Origin of the sequence: Streptomyces sp. NPDC004610 (assembly GCF_040609715.1) — a bacterium.
In the GTDB taxonomy this organism is placed as follows: Bacteria; Actinomycetota; Actinomycetes; order Streptomycetales; family Streptomycetaceae; genus Streptomyces.
Genome location: NZ_JBEXLA010000033.1, coordinates 35920 through 56534, shown reverse-complemented (window position 1 = coordinate 56534; position 20615 = coordinate 35920). Strand labels below are relative to the sequence as shown.

Annotated in this window: 14 protein-coding genes; 1 reads left to right on the top strand and 13 read right to left on the bottom strand. The window is 73.4% G+C overall.

The annotated features are described in order from the left end of the window. Nucleotides 1-21: 21 nt before the first annotated feature. Nucleotides 22-1014, top strand: coding sequence for a methyltransferase domain-containing protein (locus tag ABZX40_RS30685; RefSeq protein WP_355744846.1), 993 nt, complete (start codon nucleotides 22-24; stop codon nucleotides 1012-1014). 30 nt (nucleotides 1015-1044) lie between these two features. Here ABZX40_RS30685 and ABZX40_RS30680 read toward each other — a convergent pair whose 3' ends face one another. The 13 genes from ABZX40_RS30680 to ABZX40_RS30620 all read right to left on the bottom strand — a co-directional run bounded on the left by ABZX40_RS30680 (nucleotide 1045) and on the right by ABZX40_RS30620 (nucleotide 20404). Beyond that, nucleotides 1045-2436, bottom strand: coding sequence for an FHA domain-containing protein (locus ABZX40_RS30680; RefSeq protein ID WP_355744843.1), 1392 nt, complete (start codon nucleotides 2434-2436; stop codon nucleotides 1045-1047). Nucleotides 2437-2506: 70 nt separating this feature from the next. Further along, a complete protein-coding gene (locus ABZX40_RS30675; RefSeq protein ID WP_355744840.1) occupies nucleotides 2507-3859 on the bottom strand; it encodes a VWA domain-containing protein in 1353 nt (450 codons plus the stop codon). A 319-nt stretch (nucleotides 3860-4178) separates the two neighbouring features. Beyond that, the gene (locus tag ABZX40_RS30670) at nucleotides 4179-5828 is read right to left on the bottom strand and encodes a protein phosphatase 2C domain-containing protein (RefSeq protein WP_355744837.1); all 1650 of its coding nucleotides are present in this window, start codon (nucleotides 5826-5828) and stop codon (nucleotides 4179-4181) included. A 3-nt stretch (nucleotides 5829-5831) separates the two neighbouring features. Continuing rightward, on the bottom strand, nucleotides 5832-8414 hold the full coding sequence (locus tag ABZX40_RS30665) for a tetratricopeptide repeat protein (RefSeq protein WP_355744835.1): 2583 nt from the start codon (nucleotides 8412-8414) through the stop codon (nucleotides 5832-5834). Nucleotides 8415-8425: 11 nt separating this feature from the next. Then, nucleotides 8426-9733, bottom strand: coding sequence for a hypothetical protein (locus tag ABZX40_RS30660; protein WP_355744832.1), 1308 nt, complete (start codon nucleotides 9731-9733; stop codon nucleotides 8426-8428). A 144-nt stretch (nucleotides 9734-9877) separates the two neighbouring features. After that, nucleotides 9878-10912: a glutamate ABC transporter substrate-binding protein gene (locus ABZX40_RS30655; protein ID WP_355744830.1), complete on the bottom strand. Its 1035-nt coding sequence runs from the start codon at nucleotides 10910-10912 to the stop codon at nucleotides 9878-9880. Nucleotides 10913-10926: 14 nt separating this feature from the next. Continuing rightward, on the bottom strand, nucleotides 10927-12387 hold the full coding sequence (locus ABZX40_RS30650; protein ID WP_355744827.1) for a hypothetical protein: 1461 nt from the start codon (nucleotides 12385-12387) through the stop codon (nucleotides 10927-10929). Between the two features lie 1187 nt (nucleotides 12388-13574). Further along, nucleotides 13575-14540 carry a BadF/BadG/BcrA/BcrD ATPase family protein gene (locus tag ABZX40_RS30645; RefSeq protein WP_355744824.1) on the bottom strand — a complete coding sequence of 322 codons (966 nt, stop codon included), beginning with the start codon at nucleotides 14538-14540 and terminating at the stop codon, nucleotides 13575-13577. Next, the gene (locus ABZX40_RS30640; RefSeq protein WP_355744821.1) at nucleotides 14531-15796 is read right to left on the bottom strand and encodes a 6-phospho-beta-glucosidase; all 1266 of its coding nucleotides are present in this window, start codon (nucleotides 15794-15796) and stop codon (nucleotides 14531-14533) included. The genes ABZX40_RS30645 and ABZX40_RS30640 overlap by 10 nt, the downstream gene beginning before the upstream one ends. 7 nt (nucleotides 15797-15803) lie before the next feature. Next, a complete protein-coding gene (locus ABZX40_RS30635; RefSeq protein ID WP_355744818.1) occupies nucleotides 15804-16700 on the bottom strand; it encodes a carbohydrate ABC transporter permease in 897 nt (298 codons plus the stop codon). Nucleotides 16701-16785: 85 nt separating this feature from the next. Next, the gene (locus tag ABZX40_RS30630; RefSeq protein WP_355744815.1) at nucleotides 16786-17730 is read right to left on the bottom strand and encodes a sugar ABC transporter permease; all 945 of its coding nucleotides are present in this window, start codon (nucleotides 17728-17730) and stop codon (nucleotides 16786-16788) included. 6 nt (nucleotides 17731-17736) lie between these two features. Further along, nucleotides 17737-19074, bottom strand: coding sequence for an ABC transporter substrate-binding protein (locus ABZX40_RS30625; protein WP_355744812.1), 1338 nt, complete (start codon nucleotides 19072-19074; stop codon nucleotides 17737-17739). Between the two features lie 112 nt (nucleotides 19075-19186). Next, nucleotides 19187-20404, bottom strand: coding sequence for an ROK family transcriptional regulator (locus ABZX40_RS30620; protein ID WP_355744810.1), 1218 nt, complete (start codon nucleotides 20402-20404; stop codon nucleotides 19187-19189). Nucleotides 20405-20615 lie beyond the last annotated feature (211 nt).

The window sequence follows — 20615 nt, the reverse complement described above, 5'->3', positions numbered from 1 at the left end:
GAACCGTCGCACAGTGGAGACATGACCCCCCACGCTCCCGGCCGGGAACTGGCACAGCTGGCCGCGGCGGCGCGTGACGCGCTCGTACGCCAGATCGATGCCACGGGGGCCTGGCGCGCCGACCCGGTATGGCGGGACGCCTTCCTCGCCGTGCCCCGGCATCTCTTCGTGCCCTCCTACTACGTCGGCGCCACCGGCGGTTACGAGCGCCGCTGGGGCGAGGACCCCGACCCCGCCGCCCGCGACCGCTGGCTGCTCGGCGCCTACGCCGACACCCCCCTCGCCACCCGGCTGCGCGACGGGGAACTCCTCTCCTCCAGCAGCCAGCCGTCCCTGATGGCGCTGATGCTGGCCGCCCTCGGGGTGCGCGAGCGGGACCGCGTCCTGGAGATCGGCACCGGCACCGGCTACAACGCCGCGCTGCTCGCCCACCGGCTCGGCGACGACTCCCTCGTCACCACCATCGACCTCGAACCCGACATCACCGACTCCGCCCGCGCCCATCTCACCCGCGCCGGGCACCACCCCGTCGTCGTCACCGGCGACGGCGCCCGGGGCGTCCCCGAACGCGCCCCCTTCGACCGGATCATCGCCACCTGCGCCCTCGCGACGATCCCGCGCCCCTGGCTCACCCAGTGCCGTCCCGGCGGCCGGGTCCTCACCCCGCTCGCCACCGGCGTCATCGCCCTCGATGTCAGCGCGCCCGGCCGGGCCGAGGGACGCTTCCTGGACACCCCCGCCTACTTCGTCCCGCTGCGCGGCACCGGCCGCCCGGAGCCGGAGGCGGAACCGCCACCCCTCGGCGGTGTCCCCCGCCGGGGCCGGGACCACGAACTCTTCCGCTTCCTCGCCACCCTCACCCGCGGCAGCCTCGACCCCCAGGACGCCTACGCCCTCTGGGAACACGAGGGACGGCCCCCGCGCGAGCGCTATGGCATCACCGTCGCCGGTGACCGCGCCTGGTCCTGGCTCGACGAACCGGAGGGGCCGTACACCTGGCCCCTCCCGGGGTGAAACGCCCGGCGGCCCGCCGTGTGACGGTCCTCAGCCGCGGCGGATCGTGATCGTCGTCCACGCCCCGACATGCACCCGGTCGCCGTCCTGCAACGGCACCGGCACATACGGCTGGATCGGCTCCTCCGAGCCGTTCACCGTCGTCCCGTTGGTGGAGTTCTGGTCGACCACCGCCCAGCTGCCGTCCGGCTGCTGCACCAGCACCGCGTGCTGATGCGAGACACCCGGGTCCTCCGGCGGCACCGACAGATCGATGTCCGGGGTCTCCCCGGTCGAGTGTCTGCGGCGGCCGATGGTGATCTGGTTGCCGGTGAGCGCGCGCTGCTGCTCCGGGGAGTACGCCGGGAGGTTCAGGCCCGCGGCCTCGGGGCCCGAGCGCTGCATCATCGCGAGGAAGTAGTCCCGGTCGGGACCTATCGTCGCCGACCAGCTCAGCGGGCGCTGCGGGGCGGGCGGCGCGGGGGGCGCCTGCGTCGAGCCCTGCTGCGGGTAGCCGTATCCGCCGGGGGGACCGCCACCGCCGGGGCCGCCGTTGGGCGGCGGGATCACCCAGTCGTCCTCACCGCCCCCGTAGGGACCGCCACCGCCACCGCCGGGCGGGCGGCCCGACTCCTGGGGGAATCCGGGGTGCGCCGGGGGAGCGGGAGGCCCGGGGGGACCGGGATGGCCGGGATGTCCGGCGTGACCCGGGTGACCCGGGTGTCCGGGCGGGCCGGGGTGGCCCGTCTGGCCGGGATGGCCCGGCTGCTGGAATGCCTGCGGGGCGCCACCGGGCACGCCAGGGCCAGGGCCAGGGCCTTGTCCGGGGGGTCCGGGGTTGGTCGGCTGAGGTACCGGACGCGAGGGATCACCGGGTCCGCCCGGCCCGCCGGTGCCGTACGGGCCACCGGGGCCACCGAAGCCGCCGGGGCTGTTGGGCCCGGCCGGGGGGCGTGGCGCGTTGGGGTCGCCGAACGCGCCCCCGCCGCCCGGCGGGATCGGCTCCGCGGGCCGGTTGATCTGCGACGGGCGCGAGCCCTGGTAGTCATAGGCGTCGGCGCCACCGCCGTACGTCGGACCGGGGCCGGGGCCCGGGGGCGGGCCCGTCTGGAAGCCCGGGGGCGGGCCGCCGGCCGGGGGGCGCGGCGCGGCGGGAGTGTACGACGTCGCCGTGTTCGTCAGGAAGTTCCACCGGCACTCCTCGCAGAACGGCGCCGCCCCCTCCCGGGGCGTGCGGCACTGCGGGCACAGCTCGGGCGGACGCCCCTGGGCCGGGCCGGGATAGCCCCCGCCCGGCTGGCCTCCGGCGGGCGGCGGGAAGCCGTAGCCCCCGGCGGCCGGAGGCGGCGGGGGAGGCGGCGGTACGGCACCGGCCATGCGGTGACCGCAGACCTCGCACCAGTCGTCGGAACCCGACTGGTGTCCGTTCGGGCAGGTCGGCATGTCGGCGCCTCCCCCTCTCCTTCTCCCGGCCCCACGGCCGGTCTCCCACCCCGAGGGGCTGCTGTCGCTGCTACTGCTTCTTTACACGAACAGTCTGTGTCGACCGGGTTTCGAGAGTCATCTCGTCGGCCTCCGCGACCTTTGTCTTCAGTCGCACAGTACCCGTCGTGGCGTCGACGACGTCCACCACCTTCGCAAGGAGTTTCGCCGTATCCGCGTTGCCGGAAGCGCTCGCCAGCTGAACGGCGCGGCCGAATTTGGCGGTTGCGCCATCCACATCTCCGGATTTGCGCAAATCGAGCCCTTGTTGGATGACTTGTGCCAGTTCGGCCTGCCCGGTGTAGTGGGCGACCTGGGGATTGATCGACGTCGTCGCGACCATGTCGTCGGTCCACACGGCCCGTACGAGCCCCTGCGCGCCGAGGTTGCGCACGGACCCGCCGCCGGGCTCGGGAATGACCAGCGAGGCCCGCGCCGCCAGCATCTCCTGGCCCAGACCGGCGGCCGGGACCTCGACGCAGATGTGGTAGTCACGGGACTCGTCGCCCCAGGAACCGGTCGGGTAGTCACCCGCGCGCGGACCCGCCTCGCTGCGGCGGCCGGTGAGGTCCTCGACCCGCGGGGCGACCTGCTTCACGTACTTGATCGTCGTCCCGACCGGGGTCCACAGCCGCAGTGAGACATCGGCGACCTCCTTGCCCATCGCCGTCTCCATCAGCTGGGTGAAGTCGGCGGCCAGACCGGACGGATCGGCCACGATGTCGGCCGTGCCGAGCAGCGCGGACGCTATCCCTGTGACTTCTTTCACTTCCCAGTCCGTGCCCACGCCCCGGGCGTCACAGGTGAACCGCCCGGCGCAGGAGTCCAGCGCCGCCTTCAGATCCTCCGGCGCCTCGTGTTCATTGCGGCCGTCGGTCAGCAGGATGCCGTGCCGGATCTCGACGTCCGCCGCCGACAGCAGCCGGTCGGCCAGCCGCAGCCAGGTGCCGATCGCGGTGCCGCCGCCCGCGCTCAGCCGCCGCAGCGCCTGCTTGGCCTGCTCCCGGGTGGCCGGATCGGCCACCGCGAGGCGTCCGCCGCCGGGGAACACCTCCCGGGCCACATGGGTGCCGTCGATCACCGCGAACCGCACCCCGTCGCGCAGGGTGTCGATCGCGGCGGCGGTGGCGTCCCGGGCGCCGCGCATCTTGGTCGGCGGGTAGTCCATCGACCCCGAGCAGTCGACCATCAGCGCCACCGCGGCGGACGGGCCCTGCCCCGGTGAGTAGAGGTGCTGCGCGGCGACCGCGCTGCCGACGGTCCCGCCGCCGGTCGCGCTGACCGTGACGATCGCGTTGACCTCGCGGCCCCCCTCCGGCAGGTACTCGTTCTGGTACACGTCCATCGAGAACTGCGGCACCTTGGACTTCGAGAAGTTCGCCATCCCTTTTCACATCCCCCTCGCACGCCCCGGGTCGGCCGGGACGCCATCGGTGAGCGGACCGGTCCCCTCCGGCCCGCGGACGATCATCTTTCGGCGTGCGGGCTCCCTCGGGGGAGCCATGCCCTGCGCCGGTTCCTCCGCACGGAGCCGTGTCCGGCACGGGCCCTTTCCAGGAGCCGCGCGCGGGCTCCCTCGCGGGTGACCTCCCCTTTTCGGGGAACCTGTCGAGCGCCGGGACCGGCCCGGGTCCCGCTCCGTCGGGCGCACGGCCCCTCCAGGGTGCCCGCCTGTCCGGGCTCTCTCCCCGTCGGGGCCCGTCTCAGGCCGATCCTGCCCCCTGCGGTACCGCCGGGAACGGCAGGACGGCCACCGTTACGTTGTCGTGGCCGCCGCCGTCCAGGGCGTGGCCGACCAGGACACGGGCGCTGTGCAGCGGGCGGACCGCCGCGTCGACCGGTACCGTCCGGGCCATTTCCTCCGCGCCCTCGGCGTAGTTCCACAGGCCGTCCGTGCAGACGACCACCACTCCCGGGCGGTCCGGTTTGAAGGACGCGGTGTGCGGCTCCAGTTCATAGGCGTCCGCGCCGAGCCAGCCGGTGATCGCGTGGGCGCGCTCGTCGGCGTACGCCTCCGCCTCGTTCATCAGGCCCGCGGCGACCATCTGGGCGGCCCAGGAGTCGTCCTCGGTGAGCCGGGCGGGCGGTGAGGTGCGGTCGGCCGGGACCCAGTAGGCCCGGCTGTCGCCGACCCAGCCCACCACCAGCAGCCCGCCCGTGACGATCGCGCCGACCAGGGTGCACGCCGGGGCGTTCTGGTGCGGGGCCTGCGCGCGGGCCGTCGCGGGCTCGTTGGCCAGCGAGTTGACCGCGCGGGACGCGGCGACGATCGCGTCGTGCATGGCCTGCTGCGGATGGGTGCCGGCCGGCAGCGCGGCGAGCAGACTGTCCCCGGCCGCCCGCGAGGCGGCCAGCGAGGCATCGTCCGGGCGGGTCGCCGAGGAGACCCCGTCGCAGACGATCGCCAGCACGGCGGGGGAGCCGTCGGGCAGCGCGGTGCAGCCGACGGTGAACGCGTCCTCGTTGCGGTGGTGGCGCAGCCCGCGGTCGCTGACGGCGGCCACCGGGCCCGACTCCTGCTCCATGTGGTCGCGTTCGCGCGGCTGGGCGTGGCCGCAGTTCTCGCAGTACCCGTCGCTGTCCACCCGCCCGGCCCGGCACGCCACGCACACCGGCACCCCGGTCCCGGCTCCGCCCCCGGCAGGGGCTGCCTGCTGCGGCTCGGCGATCCGGGGATCGGGCGCCTGGAGCGGATAGTCGTCGGGCTCATGGGAGGGCCCGGCGGCGGACCCGGCGGAGGGCGGCTGCGCGGCGGAAGGCGGCTGCGCGGCGGAAGGCGGCTGCGCGGGGAGGGGTGGCGCGGCGGAAGGCGGCTGCCCGGCGGAGGGCGGCGGCGTGGCGGATGGCGGCTGCCCGGCGGAGAGCGGCGGCGTGGCGGAAGGTGGCTGCCCGGCGGTGGCCGACGGCTCGGGGTCGCCCGCGCGCCGGTCGAAGCGGACCCCGGGGGCCGGCTGCCCGGCGTCCGGCGCCGCGCGCGGACCCTGCGGCGGCACCACGCCCAGCGGCGCGGCGGCGGACGCCCCCGGCGTGCCCCCGCGCTCGGGCAGCGGGATCCCGCCGGAGTCCGTGCCCCGCAGATCCGTCGGCAGATGGGTCGCCTGGCTCCCGGCGGAGCCGGACGGCGGGGCCGGCCAGCCCGGCGGCTCCTCCGGTGCCGGAGGCGGTGGCGGCGGCGGTGGCGCGCTCAGCGTCAGCGTCGGGTTCTCGTCCGGGCGCAGCGGCACGGCGGACAGGTCGTAACCGCACGCGCCGCAGAAACGGTCGCCCGACTCCAGCGGCTCCGCGCAGCTGGGGCAATGGGACACAGCGGCCTGCGGGGGCGTCCGGGGCGTCTGGGGGGGCTTCTGCGTCATCAACTACACCCACGTCCGGGGGCGGTAACGGTTGGCACGTTCCACCAGGTCGATCCTCTCCTCGCCGCCCGGCGCGAGCCGGGCCAGCGTGCGGTACGCGCGCTCCAGGCCGAAGCGCAGCCCCCGCTCGTCCAGCCCATTGCCGAGCAGTGTCCGTCCTCCGGCGGCGGGAGGAGCGGAACCCCGGCCATCGGAGAGTATCCAGTCCAGCGCCGAGCCGAGCACCTCGGTCGCCAGCCGCTCCCGCCGGGTGGCGTCCAGACCGTACGCGCCCAGCGCCTCCACCTGGCCCGCCGCCGCGCTGAGATCGTCGAGGAAGGGCATGTCGGAGGCGGTCGGCGTGCGCTGCCGCAGCCGCGCCCGGACGGCCGCCACCCGCGCGGCGGTGTAGTGGATGGACGCCTCCGGCACCGATTCGAGCGTACGAACGGCACCCGACCGGTCCCCGGCCGCGAGCTGGACCCGCGCCAGGGCGAACGCCGCGCTGACGAAACTCGGGTCGGTCGTCCACACCAGCCGGTAGTACTCGGCGGCGTTGTCCAACTGCCCCAGCACCTCCGCGCACAGCCCGAGGGCGAGCTTGGGCGCCGTCTCGCCCGGGAAGGCGTCGTAGATCGCGTCGAAGGCCAGCGCCGCGCCCTCGAAGTCGCCGGTGACCAGCGCCGCCACCCCCCGGTACCAGACCACCCGCCAGTCGTCCGGCCGCTCGTCCTCCAGCCGGGCCAGGGCGGTCAGCGCGGTGTCCGCGTCGCCGTTCTCCAGCCAGGCCCGCACCTGCCGCAGCCGGGTCTCCGGGGACGGCGCGGGCGCCGCGTTCAGCGCCGTGACCAGCTCGGCCGGAGCGGACGCCAGCAGCCCCGCCAGGAACCCCGCGTTGGGGTCCTGGGGATCCACGTGCGGCACCGGCAGGGCCAGCGCGGCGGCGGCCGTGTCCAGCGAGCCGACCAGCGGCGGCGGGGCCGGGGGCAGCACGGTGGCGGCCACCCCGATCGACGAGGCCAGCGCCGGGACCGGTGTGCCCGGCGGCAGCGCCCGCCCGGACGGCCCCCGCGAGCCCGTTCTCGCGCGCGCCCCCAGCCGGGACACCTCGTCGCGCAGCTCCGCGAACAACTCCGTGTCCGTGACCCGCAGTTCCGGCCCGAACAGCGTCGACAGCGCCGGACGCGCCCGCCCCGACTGGAGCGAGACCACCTCGCGCAGCACCCCGGTCAGCTGCTCCGCCATCTCCTGCGCGGACGCGAACCGGCGCACCGGGTCGGGGTCGGTGGCCCGCACCAGCAGCCGGTAGTACGACTCGTAGCGGCCGAACACCGGGATGTGCTCCGGGTCGGGCAGCGAGTCCACGAACACCGTGGTGTAGCCCTGGAAGTCGAAGGACAGCACGGCGAGCGTCCGGCCCACCGTGTACAGGTCCGACGCCACCGTCGGGCCGGTCTCGGCCACCTCCGGCGCCTGGTAGCCGATCGTGCCGTAGATCGCCGACTCGTCGTCGTCCAGCCGGCGCACCGCGCCCATGTCGATCAGCTTCAGCTCGTCCTCGGCCTGGATGGCGTTGTCGACCTTGAAGTCGCAGTACACCAGATTGCGGCTGTGCAGATGGCCGAGCGCCTCCAGCGCCTCGATGCCGTACGCGCACGCCTGCTCCACCGGCAGCGGGTCCCGCTTCCCCTCCGGGCTGCGGCGGGCGTTGGCGATCTCCTTCAGCGACTTGCCGCCGACGTACTCCATGACGATGTACCCGTCCAGCGAGCCCGTGCGCTGGTCCAGGTGCTCCACGAAGTTGTAGATCCGGACGATGTTGGAGTGCTCGATCTCGGCCAGGAAGCGCCGCTCGGAGATCGCCGCGGCCATCGCGTCCTGGTCACCGGTGTCCAGCAGGCCCTTGAGCACCACCCACCGGTCCGACACCGCGCGGTCCACGGCGAGATAGATCCAGCCCAGCCCGCCGTGCGCCAGACAGCCCACCACCTCGTACTGCCCGTGCACCACATCGCCGGCCTTCAGCTTCGGCACGAAGGAGTACGGATGCCCGCACCGGGTGCAGAAGCCCTCCACCCGGCCCGGCTGCCGCCCGCGCGCCCGGCCCACCGGCGCCCCGCAGTCCGAGCGCGAGCAGAACCGCTTGCGCTCCGGCACCTCCGGATTGTCCAGCACCATCGCGCGCGGGTTCGGCCGCGGGATCGGCGGCACCTGCACCAGCCCGGCCCCCAGCCGCCCCCGGGACGACGTACCGGCCGCCGAGCCCGAGCTGCGCACCGACACCGAACGGCTCGCCGTCCGCCCCGACAGCGACCGCGACAGCCGCCCCGACACCGACCGCCGCGACCGGGACGACTGCGAAGTCTGCGACGACGTACGGGAGCTGGCGTGCGACCCGGTGCGGGCGGCGGAGCCGCTCGACGCGGAGCGCCCGCCCACGGTGAGCCCGGTGGGCGGCGAGGAGATCATCCCCCCGGGCGACACCACCGGCGCCAGACCGCAGGTGTCGCAGTACAGCTCACCGCCGCCCATGTCCTCGTAACGGCCCTCGCAGCCCGGCCGCTGGCAGCCGCCGGTTCCCTCGGGTGCCTCGGGTCCCTCACTCATCACGTCTCCCCCTACCCCCTGTGGTCCTCGGGCCGGTACGGTCCGCCGCCCAGCAGTTCGGCCGCCGCCCGCTGGTAGCGCAGCACCGCCTCCCCGGCCACCCGGAGATCGCAGGGCGCGCTCCACAGCATCCGGCGGGCCGCGTCGTACCGCTCCACCAGCAGCGGGTCCTCCGCCAGCCCGTGCCGGGACACCTTCGCCCGGTACGCGTCCAGCCGCCCGCGCAGTTCGGCGCGGACCGCGAGCGGCGCGGTCACCGCCGTCAGCGACTCCCGGGCGCGCAGCAGTTCGTCCTCGGCCTTCTGCTCCAGCGACTCCAGCAGCGGCGACAACCGGTGCCACTGCCCCTGCCGACGGTACTCGGCCGCCATCGCCAGCTGCTCCTGGAGCGCGGTGGGCGGGCCGCTGACCGGCGGCACCTCGGTCGCCGCGATCTTCGCCAGCACCTCCCCGCGCGCGGTGCGCGCCTCGGCGAGGGTGCGGTCCGCGCGGCTGAGCACGTCCCGCAGCCGGATCAGCCGCTGCTCGGCGTCCTGCCGCACCCCGAGCACCGCGTCGATCTCCCGGCGCACCTCGTCCAGCGCGCGGGCCTCCCGGTCGTAGACCGCGGTGTCCGGACGGCCGCCGCCGGGCGCCGAACTGCCCTGCGCGGGCAGCCAGTACGCCAGCGGATCGGAGATCACCCGCTCGCGCAGGACGGTCAGGGTGCGGGTGATGCGCTCCAGGTCGTCACCGGCCGGGTGCTCACCGGGGCGCACCCCGACCGAGTGGGCCAGCTTGCGGGTGCGTTGCAGCTCGGCGGCCAGCAGATCGATCCGGGCGGGCAGCGCCGACCAGACCGCGTCCGCGGCGACCACCATGTCCAGGGAGCCGGCGTACAGCTCGTTCATCCGGTCCACCAGCGATGCCAGGGAGAAGCTCTCGCTCAGCCGGCCGGTGCCGTTCAGGCTGGGCGCGAGGGCGGTCGCGGCGCCTGCGCCGGCCATCGCCACCGGCTCGCCGCGCAGCAGCTCCGTCAGCTCCGTCAGATCCTCGCGGGAGGACCAGCGGCGCCGGGAGCGGATCTCCCGGGCGGAGCGCAACGCGCCCGCGTAGGCGTCGAAGTACGTCCACAGCAGGGTGATCGCCGCCTCGGCGCTCCGCCAGCGCTCCTGGGTGGTGCCGGTCAGCGCGGCGCCTTCGAGGAGTCTGCGGCCGGCGTGGTCCTGGAGGGCGAGCAGCGAGGTCTCGATCGCCTCGTGCTCCGCGCCGAGCCGCGCCAGCGCACGGTCCACCTCGTCCCGGTCCATCACCGGCCCGGTGGGTCCCGTGCCGCCCATCGATCACCTCTCGCTGCTGTCGCGTGCCGTTGTGTCGGTGTGTCGTCGCCGTCTGTGTCGTCTGTGTCGTCCGTTTTTGTCCGGGCCGTCCGTCGGGACCTTCTGTCTGGGCCGTCCGTCGGGATCGGTGGCGGGGGCTACTGGCTATTGCCGGTACTGGGGCTCGGGCGGGGTCGCGGACTCCGAGTCGGCGCCCATGGTGTCCGACAGCCAGCGGTCGTAGGAGTCCCGCCAGCCGTTGTCCTGGCGGTAGTCCTCCAGTATTCGGTTGACCCGGCGGACCAGGTCGTCCGCGCCCTTCTTCATCGCCACGCCGTAGTACTCGGTGGTGAACCGCTCGCCCTTGAGGCTCACCGTCGGGTCCTGCGCGGCCTGGCTCGCGGCGAGCGCGCCATCGGTCACCACCGCGTCCACCTCGCCGAGCTGGAGCCGGACCAGGCAGTCCAGCTGACTGGGCACGGTGGTGGAGATGTCCGCGTCCTTCGCCAGCTCGCCCGCCTTCTGGTCGGCGGCCAGCGTGTCGTGGGCCGTCGAACCGGACGCCGAGCAGATCTCCTGACCGGCGAGGCTCTCGTCATAGCCGGTGATGTCCGAGGTGACCGGCGCGAGGACCTGCTGGCCGGTCATGAAGTAGGGGGCGGAGAAGTCGACCTCCTCCATCCGGGTGCAGCTGATCGTCATCGTGCGCACCACCATGTCGACCTGGCCGCTCTGGATCGCCGGGATGCGCTGGTTGGTGGGGATCGCCTTGAAGATGATCTCGTCGGGGGAGCCGAGCAGCTCCTGCGCTATCCGCCGGGCCAGATCGATGTCGAAGCCCTCCAGTTGGACGTCCTGTCCCTGGCGGTTGGGGTCGCGGTACCCCCAGCCGAAGCTGTTCTGGTCGACGCCGACCAGGAGATGGCCGCGCTCCTTGATGGCCTCGATGGTGGCGCCGTCGGCGGTGGACGGGGCGAGGCTCTGGTCCTGCGGGTCGGGGCACTCGGGCGCCTTCTGCCCGGCGCTGACCTGGGAGGCGTCGGCGAGGCCGGAGCCGCCGAGGCCCGTACTGCCGTCGCCGCCGCGCGAGGCGGTCAGCGGCAGCAGCAGCGTCAGCAGCGCGGCCAGGGCGCAGACGACCGCCATGGCGCCCACGCCGCCCCAGCCCCTCAGACTGGCTCGCGACCTGTCTGCTCGCATCGTCACGCCCCCTTTCACCGGTACTCCGACAGCCTGCGGCCGATGCCGAGGACCGCGCCCGCCGCGCCGAGCACGGCCAGCGCCGCGGCGCCCGCCGTCAGCCCGGTCATCGCGCCCAGACCGTCGGCGGCGGCGGCCTCGAACTCCTTCTTCTCGTGGTCGATCGCCAGCGCGAGGCTCTCGTCGACCCCGTCGAAGCACTCACCGGTCGGCGGGTCGTCGGGGTCGCCGCCGATGATCCGGTTCAGCGCGGTCTGGTAGTCGCCCGCGTTGTCCGCCGCGCGGGCCCTGCCGTGCCGGGCCTGCCACTCCTCCATATTGCCCGCCGCCTCGGACACCGGGTCCCGTCCGGCGTCGTCGTCCGCCAGACCGGCGGCCGTGTCGAGCCCCTTCTCCAGGTCCGCCATCGACTTGCCGAACTCGACGTCGAACTTGTCCTGGTACTCGCCGTCGACCATCACGCTCTCCGCGCCCCGGTTGACCAGCGTCAGATTCTCGTTGCCCCGCGCCTTCAGGGAGGCGATCCGGGCGTCGTTGAGCGCGTTCAGCGAGCGGACGCCGTGCTCGTAGGAGTCATTGAGCCCCGCGCGGGCCACACTGTGCCCGACGACCAGCCACAGCAGCACCACGACGGTGGCGGCGGACGCGGCGACCAGACCGTGGTTGAGGACCCGGTTGGTACGGCGGTACGTACGGTGCTGGGCCCAGGCGAGGGCGCCGAGCGCGGCGACGCCGAGGGCGATGGCCGCCCACGGGTAGGGCGTGGCGTCCGCGTAGTCGGCGCTCAGGCGCTCGTTCTCGGTCTTGTAGAGCTTCTCGGCGGACGGGAGCATGTCCGACTGCATCGTGTCGTTGGCGTAGCGCAGATAGGCGCCGCCCAGCGGGAAGCCCTGGCGGTTGTTGGCGCGGGCGCGCTCGATGAGGCCCTTGTACTCGGGGAGCAGCCGGTTCAGGTCGGCGATGGTCTGCGCGGACGCCGAGCCGGGCTCGGAGTTGTTGGCGGCGCGGACCAGGCCCTCGGCGGCCTTGCGGATGTTGTCCTCGTACCGCTCGCGGGACTCCTCGGTCTCCTGACCGCCCGCCAGGAAGCCGCTGGAGGCGGCGGTGTTGGCGTCGGCCAGCGACCGGTAGATGTCGGCGGCGTCGGAGCTGAGCGGCTGGCTGGTGTTCAGTACGGCGTCGGCGGCCGAGGCGCGCTCGGCGCTCTGCCAGGCGGTGATCGCGCCGAACGCGACGACCAGCAGGGCGAGCAGGGCGCCGATGACGCGCAGCCGGCCCGGCTCGGTGGTGGCCCCGGCCCGCAGCCGGTCCACGCCCTCGGCGAACGCCGTGCGGCGCGGCGGCTCCGGGAGCGGCGGCGCGGTGGCCGGGCCCGGCCGGGACTGGGCCGGGATCGCGGGCGCGGAGGGGGCGCCCGTGCCGCCTGTGCCGCCCCCGCCCGGTGGAGCGGTGCTGCTCTTGGGCGGTTGTGTCACTGTATTGACCTCCCCCATGGTCATCCGGTCGCCGCAAGTATCTCTGCCGGGGCCGACATCCGCATCGCGCTTGACTGGATCTTGCGCCGCACAGCGCCCCCTTCCCATGAATACGCCCCCGGAATCGGTTCGGTTCCCAGCAGGGGGGACGGGTGCGGAGGGTTGTTGCGGGGGGCTTACGGGGAGCTTGCGGGGGGTGGGTGAAGGGGTGGGGTGGGGGTGGGCGGGGGTTGTCGTGAGGGGGGTTTGGGGGCGGGGGTGTCATCCGGTTGCTTGGGGGGCGCGGGGTGGGGAGGGGCGGCTGCCTGGGGGCTGGTGGGGGCGCGGGTGTCCCTGGGGACTGGGGGGGATGTGCGGGTGCGGGGCGCCTGGCGTGGAGGGGGGTGAGGGGGCGCGGCGTCCGGCGTGGAGGGGGTGAGGGTGCGCGGGGGCCCCTCCGGAGGGGTGGGGCGGGTGCGGGAGTTCGGGCTGCCCTGCGGGGCGTGGTGCGCCCGGGGCCCGTGCTGCCCCGGCTCAGGCCCCGGCCCATGCGCGGGCCCGTCGGCTCAGCCACTCCTCGTATCGTGTCGACGCCGGTTCCACCCCGGTGTCGCCCTCGCCGGTCAGCACCGGCCCAAGCCCAGGCCCGGCCCCGGCCGGGGGCCTCTCGGCCCGGTGAACCTCCCCTGCGCGCAGGCCAGTTCGCGGGCGTTGCCCGGCTCGCCGCATCCCCCGGAGGGGTAGGGCGGGTGCGGGAGTCCGGGCCGTCCAGCCGGGCGTGGATACGCCTGGGTCCCGTGCTTCCCCGGCTCAGGCCCCGGCCCAAACGCGGGCCCGTCCGGCCCAAGCCAAGCCCGGACCGGGGCCGCGCGGCCCCGGTGAACCGCTTCTGCGTGCGGGCCAGTTCGCGGGCGCTGCCCAGCCCCCGCGCTCCCCCCGGGAGGGGCGGGGAGGGTGCCGGGAGTCCGGCCGCCCTACGGGGCGTGGGTACGTCCGGGGCCCGCGCTGCGGCCCGGCCCAGGCCCCCGGCCCAAAGCTCAGGCACCGGCCCAGGCCCAGGCCGCCCGGCCCAAGCCCAGGCGCAGGCCCGCCCGGCCAAGCCCACCCCCCGGGCCCCGCCCGGTGAGCCACCCCCGCCCGAACGCCAGTTCACCAGCGGCGCCGCACCCCAGCCCCGTACCCCCCCGGAGGGGCAGCCTGGGGCCCCCTCAGAAGTGGGTGCGCAAGCGGGTCTGGGACTCTGGGGGGGAGCCCAGGGCGTCCAGGCCCAGGAGGGCCGCGCCCAGGACGGGGGGTGCGGTGACCACCCGGGGCGTGGCCTTCGGGGCGCGTTCGGTGAGCAGGGTGCGGATGCCGGTGTCGAGTTGCTCGTGGCGGGCCGCCAGCACACTGCCGCCGAGGACGACCGGGGCCGTCTCCTCCAGCAGGCCGAGGCGGGTGAGGGCGACCGTCGCCAGGGTCGTCACCTCGTCGGCCAGGTGGTCGATCAGGGCGCGGGCGACCGGGTCGCCGTCCGCGGCCGTGCGGAACAGCACCGGTGTCAGCTCGTGGCGGCGCAGTGGGTCGATCCGTTCGAAGTGGAGGGCCTCGATGAGGGCGTACATGGACGGCAGGCCGAAGTGGGAGGGGAGGGTGCGCATCAGGTCCGTCGGTCCGCCGCGGCCGTCCTCCGCGCGGGCCGCGTGGTAGAGCGCCTCCTCGGCCATGCCCCAGCCGCCGCCCCAGTCGCCGGAGATCCGGCCGATCGCGGGGAAGCGGGCGGTCCGGCCGTCCGGGAGCATCCCGACGCAGTTGATGCCCGCGCCGCACACCACGGCGACCCCGCGCGGCTCGGTGACCCCGGCCCGCAGGATCGCGAAGGTGTCGTTGCGGACGTCCACCGCGTCGCCCCACCCGCGCGCGGTGAGCGCCGCCGTCAGCCGCTCCTCCTCCAGCGGGAAGTCCGCGTTGGCCAGACACGCCGAGACCTGCGCCACCGGGGGATCGCCCGCGTCGGCGAGGGCGCGCTCGACCGCCTCCGCCAGAATGCCGACGGCCGTGTCCACGCCCACCACCGGTGGCTGGAATCCGCCGCCGCGGGCCGTGGCGAGGACCTCGCCGTCGCCCGACACGACCGCGACGTCGGTCTTGCTGTTCCCCGCGTCGACGGCGAGGACCGCTGTGCTCATGCCCACGCGAGGTGCTCCCGGTTGTGCGCGATCAGCCGGTCGGTGAGCCCGTCGGCGTAGGCGTGCTGGCCGATGAGGGGGTGCGCGAGGAGGGCCTTGAAGACCCGTTCCCGGCCGCCGTGCAGGGCGGCGGTCAGGGCGAGGTCCTCGTAGGCGGTGACATGCGCGATCAGTCCGGCGTACAGCGGGTCCACGGGCGGGAGCGGCAGCGGGGTGGGGCCCTTGGGGCCCACGGCCGCCTGGACCTCGATGACCGCGTCGTCGGCGAGGAAGGGCAGGCGGCCGTTGTTGCGGGTGTTGACGACCTGGTAGGGGCTGCCGGAGCCGCCCAGCAGCGCCGCCGCCAGATCGACGGCCGCCTCCGAGTAGTAGGCCCCGCCGCGCTTGGCCAGCAGCGCCGGTTTCTCGTCCAGCGCGGGATCGGCGTACATCTTCAGCAGATTGCGTTCCATCTCGGCGACCTCGGCCGCGCGGGAGCGCTTGGTGCGCAGTTCCGCCACCACCTCGTCGTGGGCGTAGAAGTAGCGCAGGTAGTAGGAGGGGACGACGCCGAGGCGGGCCACGACCGGGTGCGGCAGGCTCAGATCGGCGGCGATGGCCTCGCCGTGCTCCGCCAGCAGCGCGGGCAGGACGTTCTCGCCCTCGGGGCCGCCGAGGCGTACCCCGGTCTCCCAGGTGAGGTGGTTCAGGCCCAGATGGTCGAGGTGGACCTCGGCCGGGGACACCCCGAGCAGGTTCGCGAACTTGCGCTGGAAGCCGATCGCCACATTGCACAGCCCCACCGCCTTGTGCCCGGCCTGGAGCAGGGCGCGGGTGACGATGCCGACCGGGTTGGTGAAGTCGATGATCCAGGCGTCCGGGTTGGCCCGGCGGACCCGCTCGGCGATGTCCAGGACCACCGGGACCGTGCGCAGCGCCTTGGCGAGGCCGCCCGCGCCGGTGGTCTCCTGGCCGACGCAGCCGCACTCCAGCGGCCAGGTCTCGTCCTGCTCGCGGGCCGCCTGGCCGCCGACGCGCAGTTGCAGCAGCACCGCGTCGGCGCCCTCGACGCCCTCGTCCAGGTCGAAGGTGGTGACGATCCGGCCCGGGTGGCCCTGCTTGGCGAAGATCCGCCGGGCCAGCCCGCCCACCAGTTCCAGCCGCTCGGGTGCCGGGTCCACCAGGACCAGTTCCTCGATCGGCAGGGTGTCCCGCAGCCGCGCGAATCCGTCGATGAGTTCGGGTGTGTAGGTCGACCCTCCGCCGACCACGGTGAGTTTCATGTGCTGCCTAACCCTTCACTCCGGTGAGCGTGACGCCCTCGACGAACGCCTTCTGCGCGAAGAAGAACACAAGGATCACGGGGGCCATGACCAGCACGGTCGCGGCCATGGTGAGGTTCCAGTCGGTGTGGTGCGCGCCCTTGAAGGACTCCAGGCCGAAGGACAGGGTCCAGGCGCCGGGGTTCTCGGAGGCGTAGATCTGCGGTCCGAAGTAGTCGTTCCAGGCGTAGAAGAACTGGAACAGGGCGACGGCCGCGATGCCCGGCTTGGCCATCGGCAGCACGACCTTGAGCAGGGTGCGCAGATCACCGCAGCCGTCCACCTTCGCCGCGTCCAGATACTCATCGGGGATGGTGGTCAGGAACTGGCGCAGCAGGAAGATCGAGAACGCGTCGCCGAACGCCATCGGGATGATCAGCGGCCACAGTGTGCCGGAGAGGTCCAGCTGCTTGGCCCAGAACAGGTACATCGGGATGATGACGACCTGCGGCGGCAGCATCATCATCGAGATCACCAGCATCAGCGTCACATGCCGGCCCCGGAAGCGGAACTTGGCGAGCGCGTACGCCACCGGGATGGACGACACGACGGTCAGCAGGGTGCCCACTCCGGCGTAGAGCAGGGTGTTGCGCCACCAGATGAGGAAGCCGGGGGTGTCGAAGACCTTGGTGTAGTTGCCCCACTCCCAGGTGTCGGGCACCAGGTCCCGGGTGAGCGCCTGCTGATCGCTCATCAGCGAGGTCAGCACCACGAACACGAACGGCAGGACGAAGAAGAGCGCGGCGGCGACGCCGAGGGAGTGCACCGCGATCCACTCCAGGACGGCCCGGCGGCGGGCGGTCCGCTGTTCGGGGGAGGGCGCCGCGTCGCTCTCCACGGGCCGCTGCTCCAGTAGCTGCGTCATCGCTCACCTGCCGGCTTCAGGGGCCGCTCATGCGTTCGGGTCGTCGGCGCACCCGCCGACTTCAGGAGCCGCTCACATACCCGCGTCATCGCTCACCTGCCGAGATCAGTCCGCCCCGGCGGCGCATCAGCAGTGCCGTGAACGCCATGGACAGCGCGAACAGCACCAGGGCGACCACACAGGCGGCGCCGTAGTCGAAGCGCTGGAAGCCGAGGTTGTAGACCAGTTGGGGGAGGGTCAGGGTGGACTTGTCCGGGTAGCCCGGCTCGAAGGACTGGCCGGAGCCGCCGATGATCCCGGAGGCGACCTTTCCGGCCACCAGGGGCTGGGTGTAGTACTGCATCGTCTGGATCACGCCGGTGACCACGGCGAACAGCACGATCGGGGAGATGTTGGGCAGGGTGACGAACCGGAACCGCTGCCAGGCCGACGCCCCGTCCAGCTCCGCCGCCTCGTACTGCTCCTTGGGGACGTCGAGCAGCGCCGCCATGAAGATCACCATCAGATCGCCGACGCCCCACAGCGCCAGCGCGGTGAGGGCGGGCTTGGACCAGGTGCCGTCGGTGAACCAGCCGGGGGCGGGCAGACCGAGGCCCTCCAGCACGGAGTTGACCGGGCCGGTGCCGGGGTTCAGCAGGAACACGAAGGCCAGCGTCGCCGCCACCGGCGGGGCCAGATAGGGCAGATAGAACAGGGTCCGGAAGACCCCGGTACCGGTCCTGATCCGGGTGATCAGCAGCCCCACCCCGAGCCCGAACACCACCCGGCAGGTCACCATCACCAGCACCAGCCACACGGTGTTGCGCAGGGCGGGCCAGAACATCGGGTAGTCCTGGAAGACGTACAGCCAGTTGTCCAGGCCGCGGAACTCCGGGACGCCGAAGCCGTCGTACCGCATGAAGGAGAAGTACACGGTGGACAGCAACGGATAGGCGAAGAAGACGCTGAACCCGATGAGCCATGGTGACAGGAAGGCCGCCGTCCGAAGCGCCGACCTGCGGCGCTTCGCGCGGAGCGTGTACGTGGTCACCCGGGGCTACTTCGCCTGCTCGATGTCGCGGTCGATCTGCGCGGCGGTCCGCTCCAGACCGGCCCGGAGGTCCTTCTCCTTGCCGGACTCGTACTGGTAGCCGAAGTCCTGGAGGGTCTGCTGGTAGGTCGAGCCGTTGACGGAGGCGGGCGGGCTGCTGGACTCGGGGTGCTGGGCGATGTCCAGGAAGGTCTGGAACGCGGGGTCGTGCTTGAGGTCCGGGGACTTCAGCGCCTCGAAGGTGGAGGGGACATTGCGGATGCCGTTGGAGAAGGCGACCACGGCGTCCGTGTCGGTGGTCATGTACTTCACGAGTTCCCAGGCGGCGTTCTGCTTCTCGCTCTGCGGGGCGATGCCCATGACCGTGCCGGACAGGAAGCCCTTGCCGTACTCGTCCACCTCGTCGTCCGCGACCGGCAGCGGCGCGGTGCCGATCTCGAAGTCCACCCCGGCGTCCTTGGCCATCCCGAGCCGCCACTCGCCGTCGAGCTGCATGGCGACCTGCCCGGTGTGGAAGGGGTGCTTGGCGCCCCACTCGTCCCCGAAGGTGTTGCGGTACTTCTCCAGCTTGGAGAACCCGCCCAGCTCGTCCACCAGCTTCTTCTGGTAGGTGAACATCTCCGCGAACGCCGGGTCCGTGGCGATGGTGGACTTGCCGGAGTCGTCGAAGTAGGTGTGGTCCCACTGGGACATGTAGTGGTCGACGACGGTCTCGTAGCCGTGGTAGTTCGGCATGAAGCCGAGCTGCTCATAGCTGTCGCCCTTGGCCTCGGTGAGCTTCTTGGCGACCTCGGTGAACTCGGTCCAGGTCTTCGGCGGGGCGGTGATGCCGGCCGCCTCGAAGGCGTCCTTGTTGTAGTAGAGGCCGTAGGCGTCGCCGAGCAGCGGCAGGGCGCAGCGGGTGCCCTCGAACTGGGTGTAGTCCAGCATCGGCTTGGGGATGAGGGCGTCCAGATCCAGCTTCGACTTCTCGATGAACGGCTTCAGATCGAGGAAGGCACCGGACGAACAGAACTTCCCGATGTTGGCGGTGGTGAACGACGACACCACGTCCGGCCCGCTGGAACCGCCCGCGCGCAGGGCCTGGTTCAGCTTGTCGTCGTTGATGTTGCCGACGACCTTGACCTTGATGTTGGGGTGCGCCTTCTCGAAGCGGGCGATGTTGTCCTCGATCGCCTTCACCTCGGCGGGCGCGCTCCAGCCGTGCCAGAAGGTGATCGTGGTCTCGGCGTCCGGGTCGTCGGCGGCGCTGGTCCCGGAGGAGCCGGTGCAGGCGGTGGCGGTCAGCGCGAACGCGGCGGAAGCGGCCAGCGCGAGGGTGACTTTCCTGGATATTCCGGGCATGGCGGGATCTCCTGGGGGAAGGGAAGGCCCTTTCAGGGGCGCGGGGAACTGCGCGACGGGCCACAACCGGCCCGCGGCGTCACACTCAAACCGGTGTTACGGGGGCGCGCCCCTAGCGGAGCGCCAGCGTGTCGAAGACTTCATCGCGGGTCGCGGCGAGGGCGCTCTCCAGCGCCCCCCGCAGAACGGGTTGCTCGATCACTTCGCCGACCACCAGCCGCGGGCGCGACGCGGCCAGCTCCTCCAGTTCGGCCTGGATCAGGGCGCGCAGCCGCTCGCCGCCGGAGGTGAGGGCGGAGCCGCTGAGCACGACGAGTTCGGGGTCGAGGACGGAGACGAGGGAGGCGAGTCCGGTGGCGAGCCGGGTCGCGTAGGCCGTGAGCAGGGCGGTGGCCCGGTCCGTGTCCTCGGTGACGGCGCGGGCGACGAGCGCGCCGGCGACCTCGGCGTGGGAGCCGGCCGGGATACGGTCGTAGCCGAGGTCGGCGGCCATCCGGGAGACGGCCTGGGACCCGGCCAGCTCCTGATATCCGCCGCTGTTGGCTTTGGTGACATGCCGGACCAGCGGGGTTCCGGGCACCGGCAGGAAACCCACCTCCCCGGCACCGCCGGTCCAGCCGCGGTGCAGCCGTCCGCCGAGCACCAGGGCGGCGCCGAGGCCCTCCTGGCTCCACAGCAGGACGAAGTCGTCGTGCCCGCGCGCCACCCCGAGCCGCTGCTCGGCGACGGCGGCGAGATTGACGTCGTTCTCGTACTCCACCGGCATCGGCAGCGCGGCGGCCAGCTCGTCCAGCAGGCTGGGGGAGTGCCAGCCCGGCAGATGGGAGGCGTAGCGCAGCCGTCCGGTGCCGGGGTCGAAGGCGCCGGGGGTGGCGATGACCAGCCGGCGCAGCTCCGCCCGGGTCAGCCCGGCCGCCTTCACGGCGCCGTCGAGGGCGTCGGTGACCTGGCGGACGACCGGCTGGGCGGGACGGCGGCCCGGGGTGCGCAGTTCGAAGGCGCCCACGGTCCGCCCGGTGAGATCGGCGACCGCGGCCCGGATGCGGTGCGGGGTGACATCCAGTCCGGCGGCGTACGCGGCGGCCGGGTTGACCGCGTAGAGCTGGGCGTTGGGTCCCGGGCGGCCCTCGCTGGTACCGGTCTCGTGGACCAGTCCGGCGGCCTCCAGCCGGGCCAGCAGCTGTGAGGCGGTCGGCTTGGAGAGCCCGGTGAGCTTCCCTATCCGGGTGCGGGACAGGGGGCCGTGCTCCAGCAGCAGGTCCAGGGCGGCCCGGTCGTTCATGGCCCGCAGGACGCGGGGGGTTCCCGGCGTTCCGTTCGGTCCAGCCATCGGGTCGGCACCTGCCTCTCACCTGGTCGTCGGGTCAGCTTGGCAGCGACGCGGATGACCCGTCCAACTCCGGGATCACCGGAGGCTCCGCGCCACTGTTAGGAAACTTTCCTATCCGGTTGGCAGAAAGTAATCCCGAGGCGAGGAGGCCGTCAATAGGCGCAGACGGGGAACGCCCCCGCGGCAACGGAGTCGTTATCTGCGGGGGCGT

What these genes read in the sequence shown, in the direction of transcription:
- ABZX40_RS30685 (WP_355744846.1), top strand. Translation starts at nt 22, where the DNA reads ATGACCCCCCACGCTCCCGGCCGGGAACTGGCACAGCTGGCCGCGGCG.
- ABZX40_RS30680 (WP_355744843.1), bottom strand. Translation starts at nt 2,436, where the DNA reads ATGCCGACCTGCCCGAACGGACACCAGTCGGGTTCCGACGACTGGTGC.
- ABZX40_RS30675 (WP_355744840.1), bottom strand. Translation starts at nt 3,859, where the DNA reads ATGGCGAACTTCTCGAAGTCCAAGGTGCCGCAGTTCTCGATGGACGTG.
- ABZX40_RS30670 (WP_355744837.1), bottom strand. Translation starts at nt 5,828, where the DNA reads ATGACGCAGAAGCCCCCCCAGACGCCCCGGACGCCCCCGCAGGCCGCT.
- ABZX40_RS30665 (WP_355744835.1), bottom strand. Translation starts at nt 8,414, where the DNA reads ATGAGTGAGGGACCCGAGGCACCCGAGGGAACCGGCGGCTGCCAGCGG.
- ABZX40_RS30660 (WP_355744832.1), bottom strand. Translation starts at nt 9,733, where the DNA reads ATGGGCGGCACGGGACCCACCGGGCCGGTGATGGACCGGGACGAGGTG.
- ABZX40_RS30655 (WP_355744830.1), bottom strand. Translation starts at nt 10,912, where the DNA reads ATGCGAGCAGACAGGTCGCGAGCCAGTCTGAGGGGCTGGGGCGGCGTG.
- ABZX40_RS30640 (WP_355744821.1), bottom strand. Translation starts at nt 15,796, where the DNA reads ATGAAACTCACCGTGGTCGGCGGAGGGTCGACCTACACACCCGAACTC.
- ABZX40_RS30635 (WP_355744818.1), bottom strand. Translation starts at nt 16,700, where the DNA reads ATGACGCAGCTACTGGAGCAGCGGCCCGTGGAGAGCGACGCGGCGCCC.
- ABZX40_RS30625 (WP_355744812.1), bottom strand. Translation starts at nt 19,074, where the DNA reads ATGCCCGGAATATCCAGGAAAGTCACCCTCGCGCTGGCCGCTTCCGCC.
- ABZX40_RS30620 (WP_355744810.1), bottom strand. Translation starts at nt 20,404, where the DNA reads ATGGCTGGACCGAACGGAACGCCGGGAACCCCCCGCGTCCTGCGGGCC.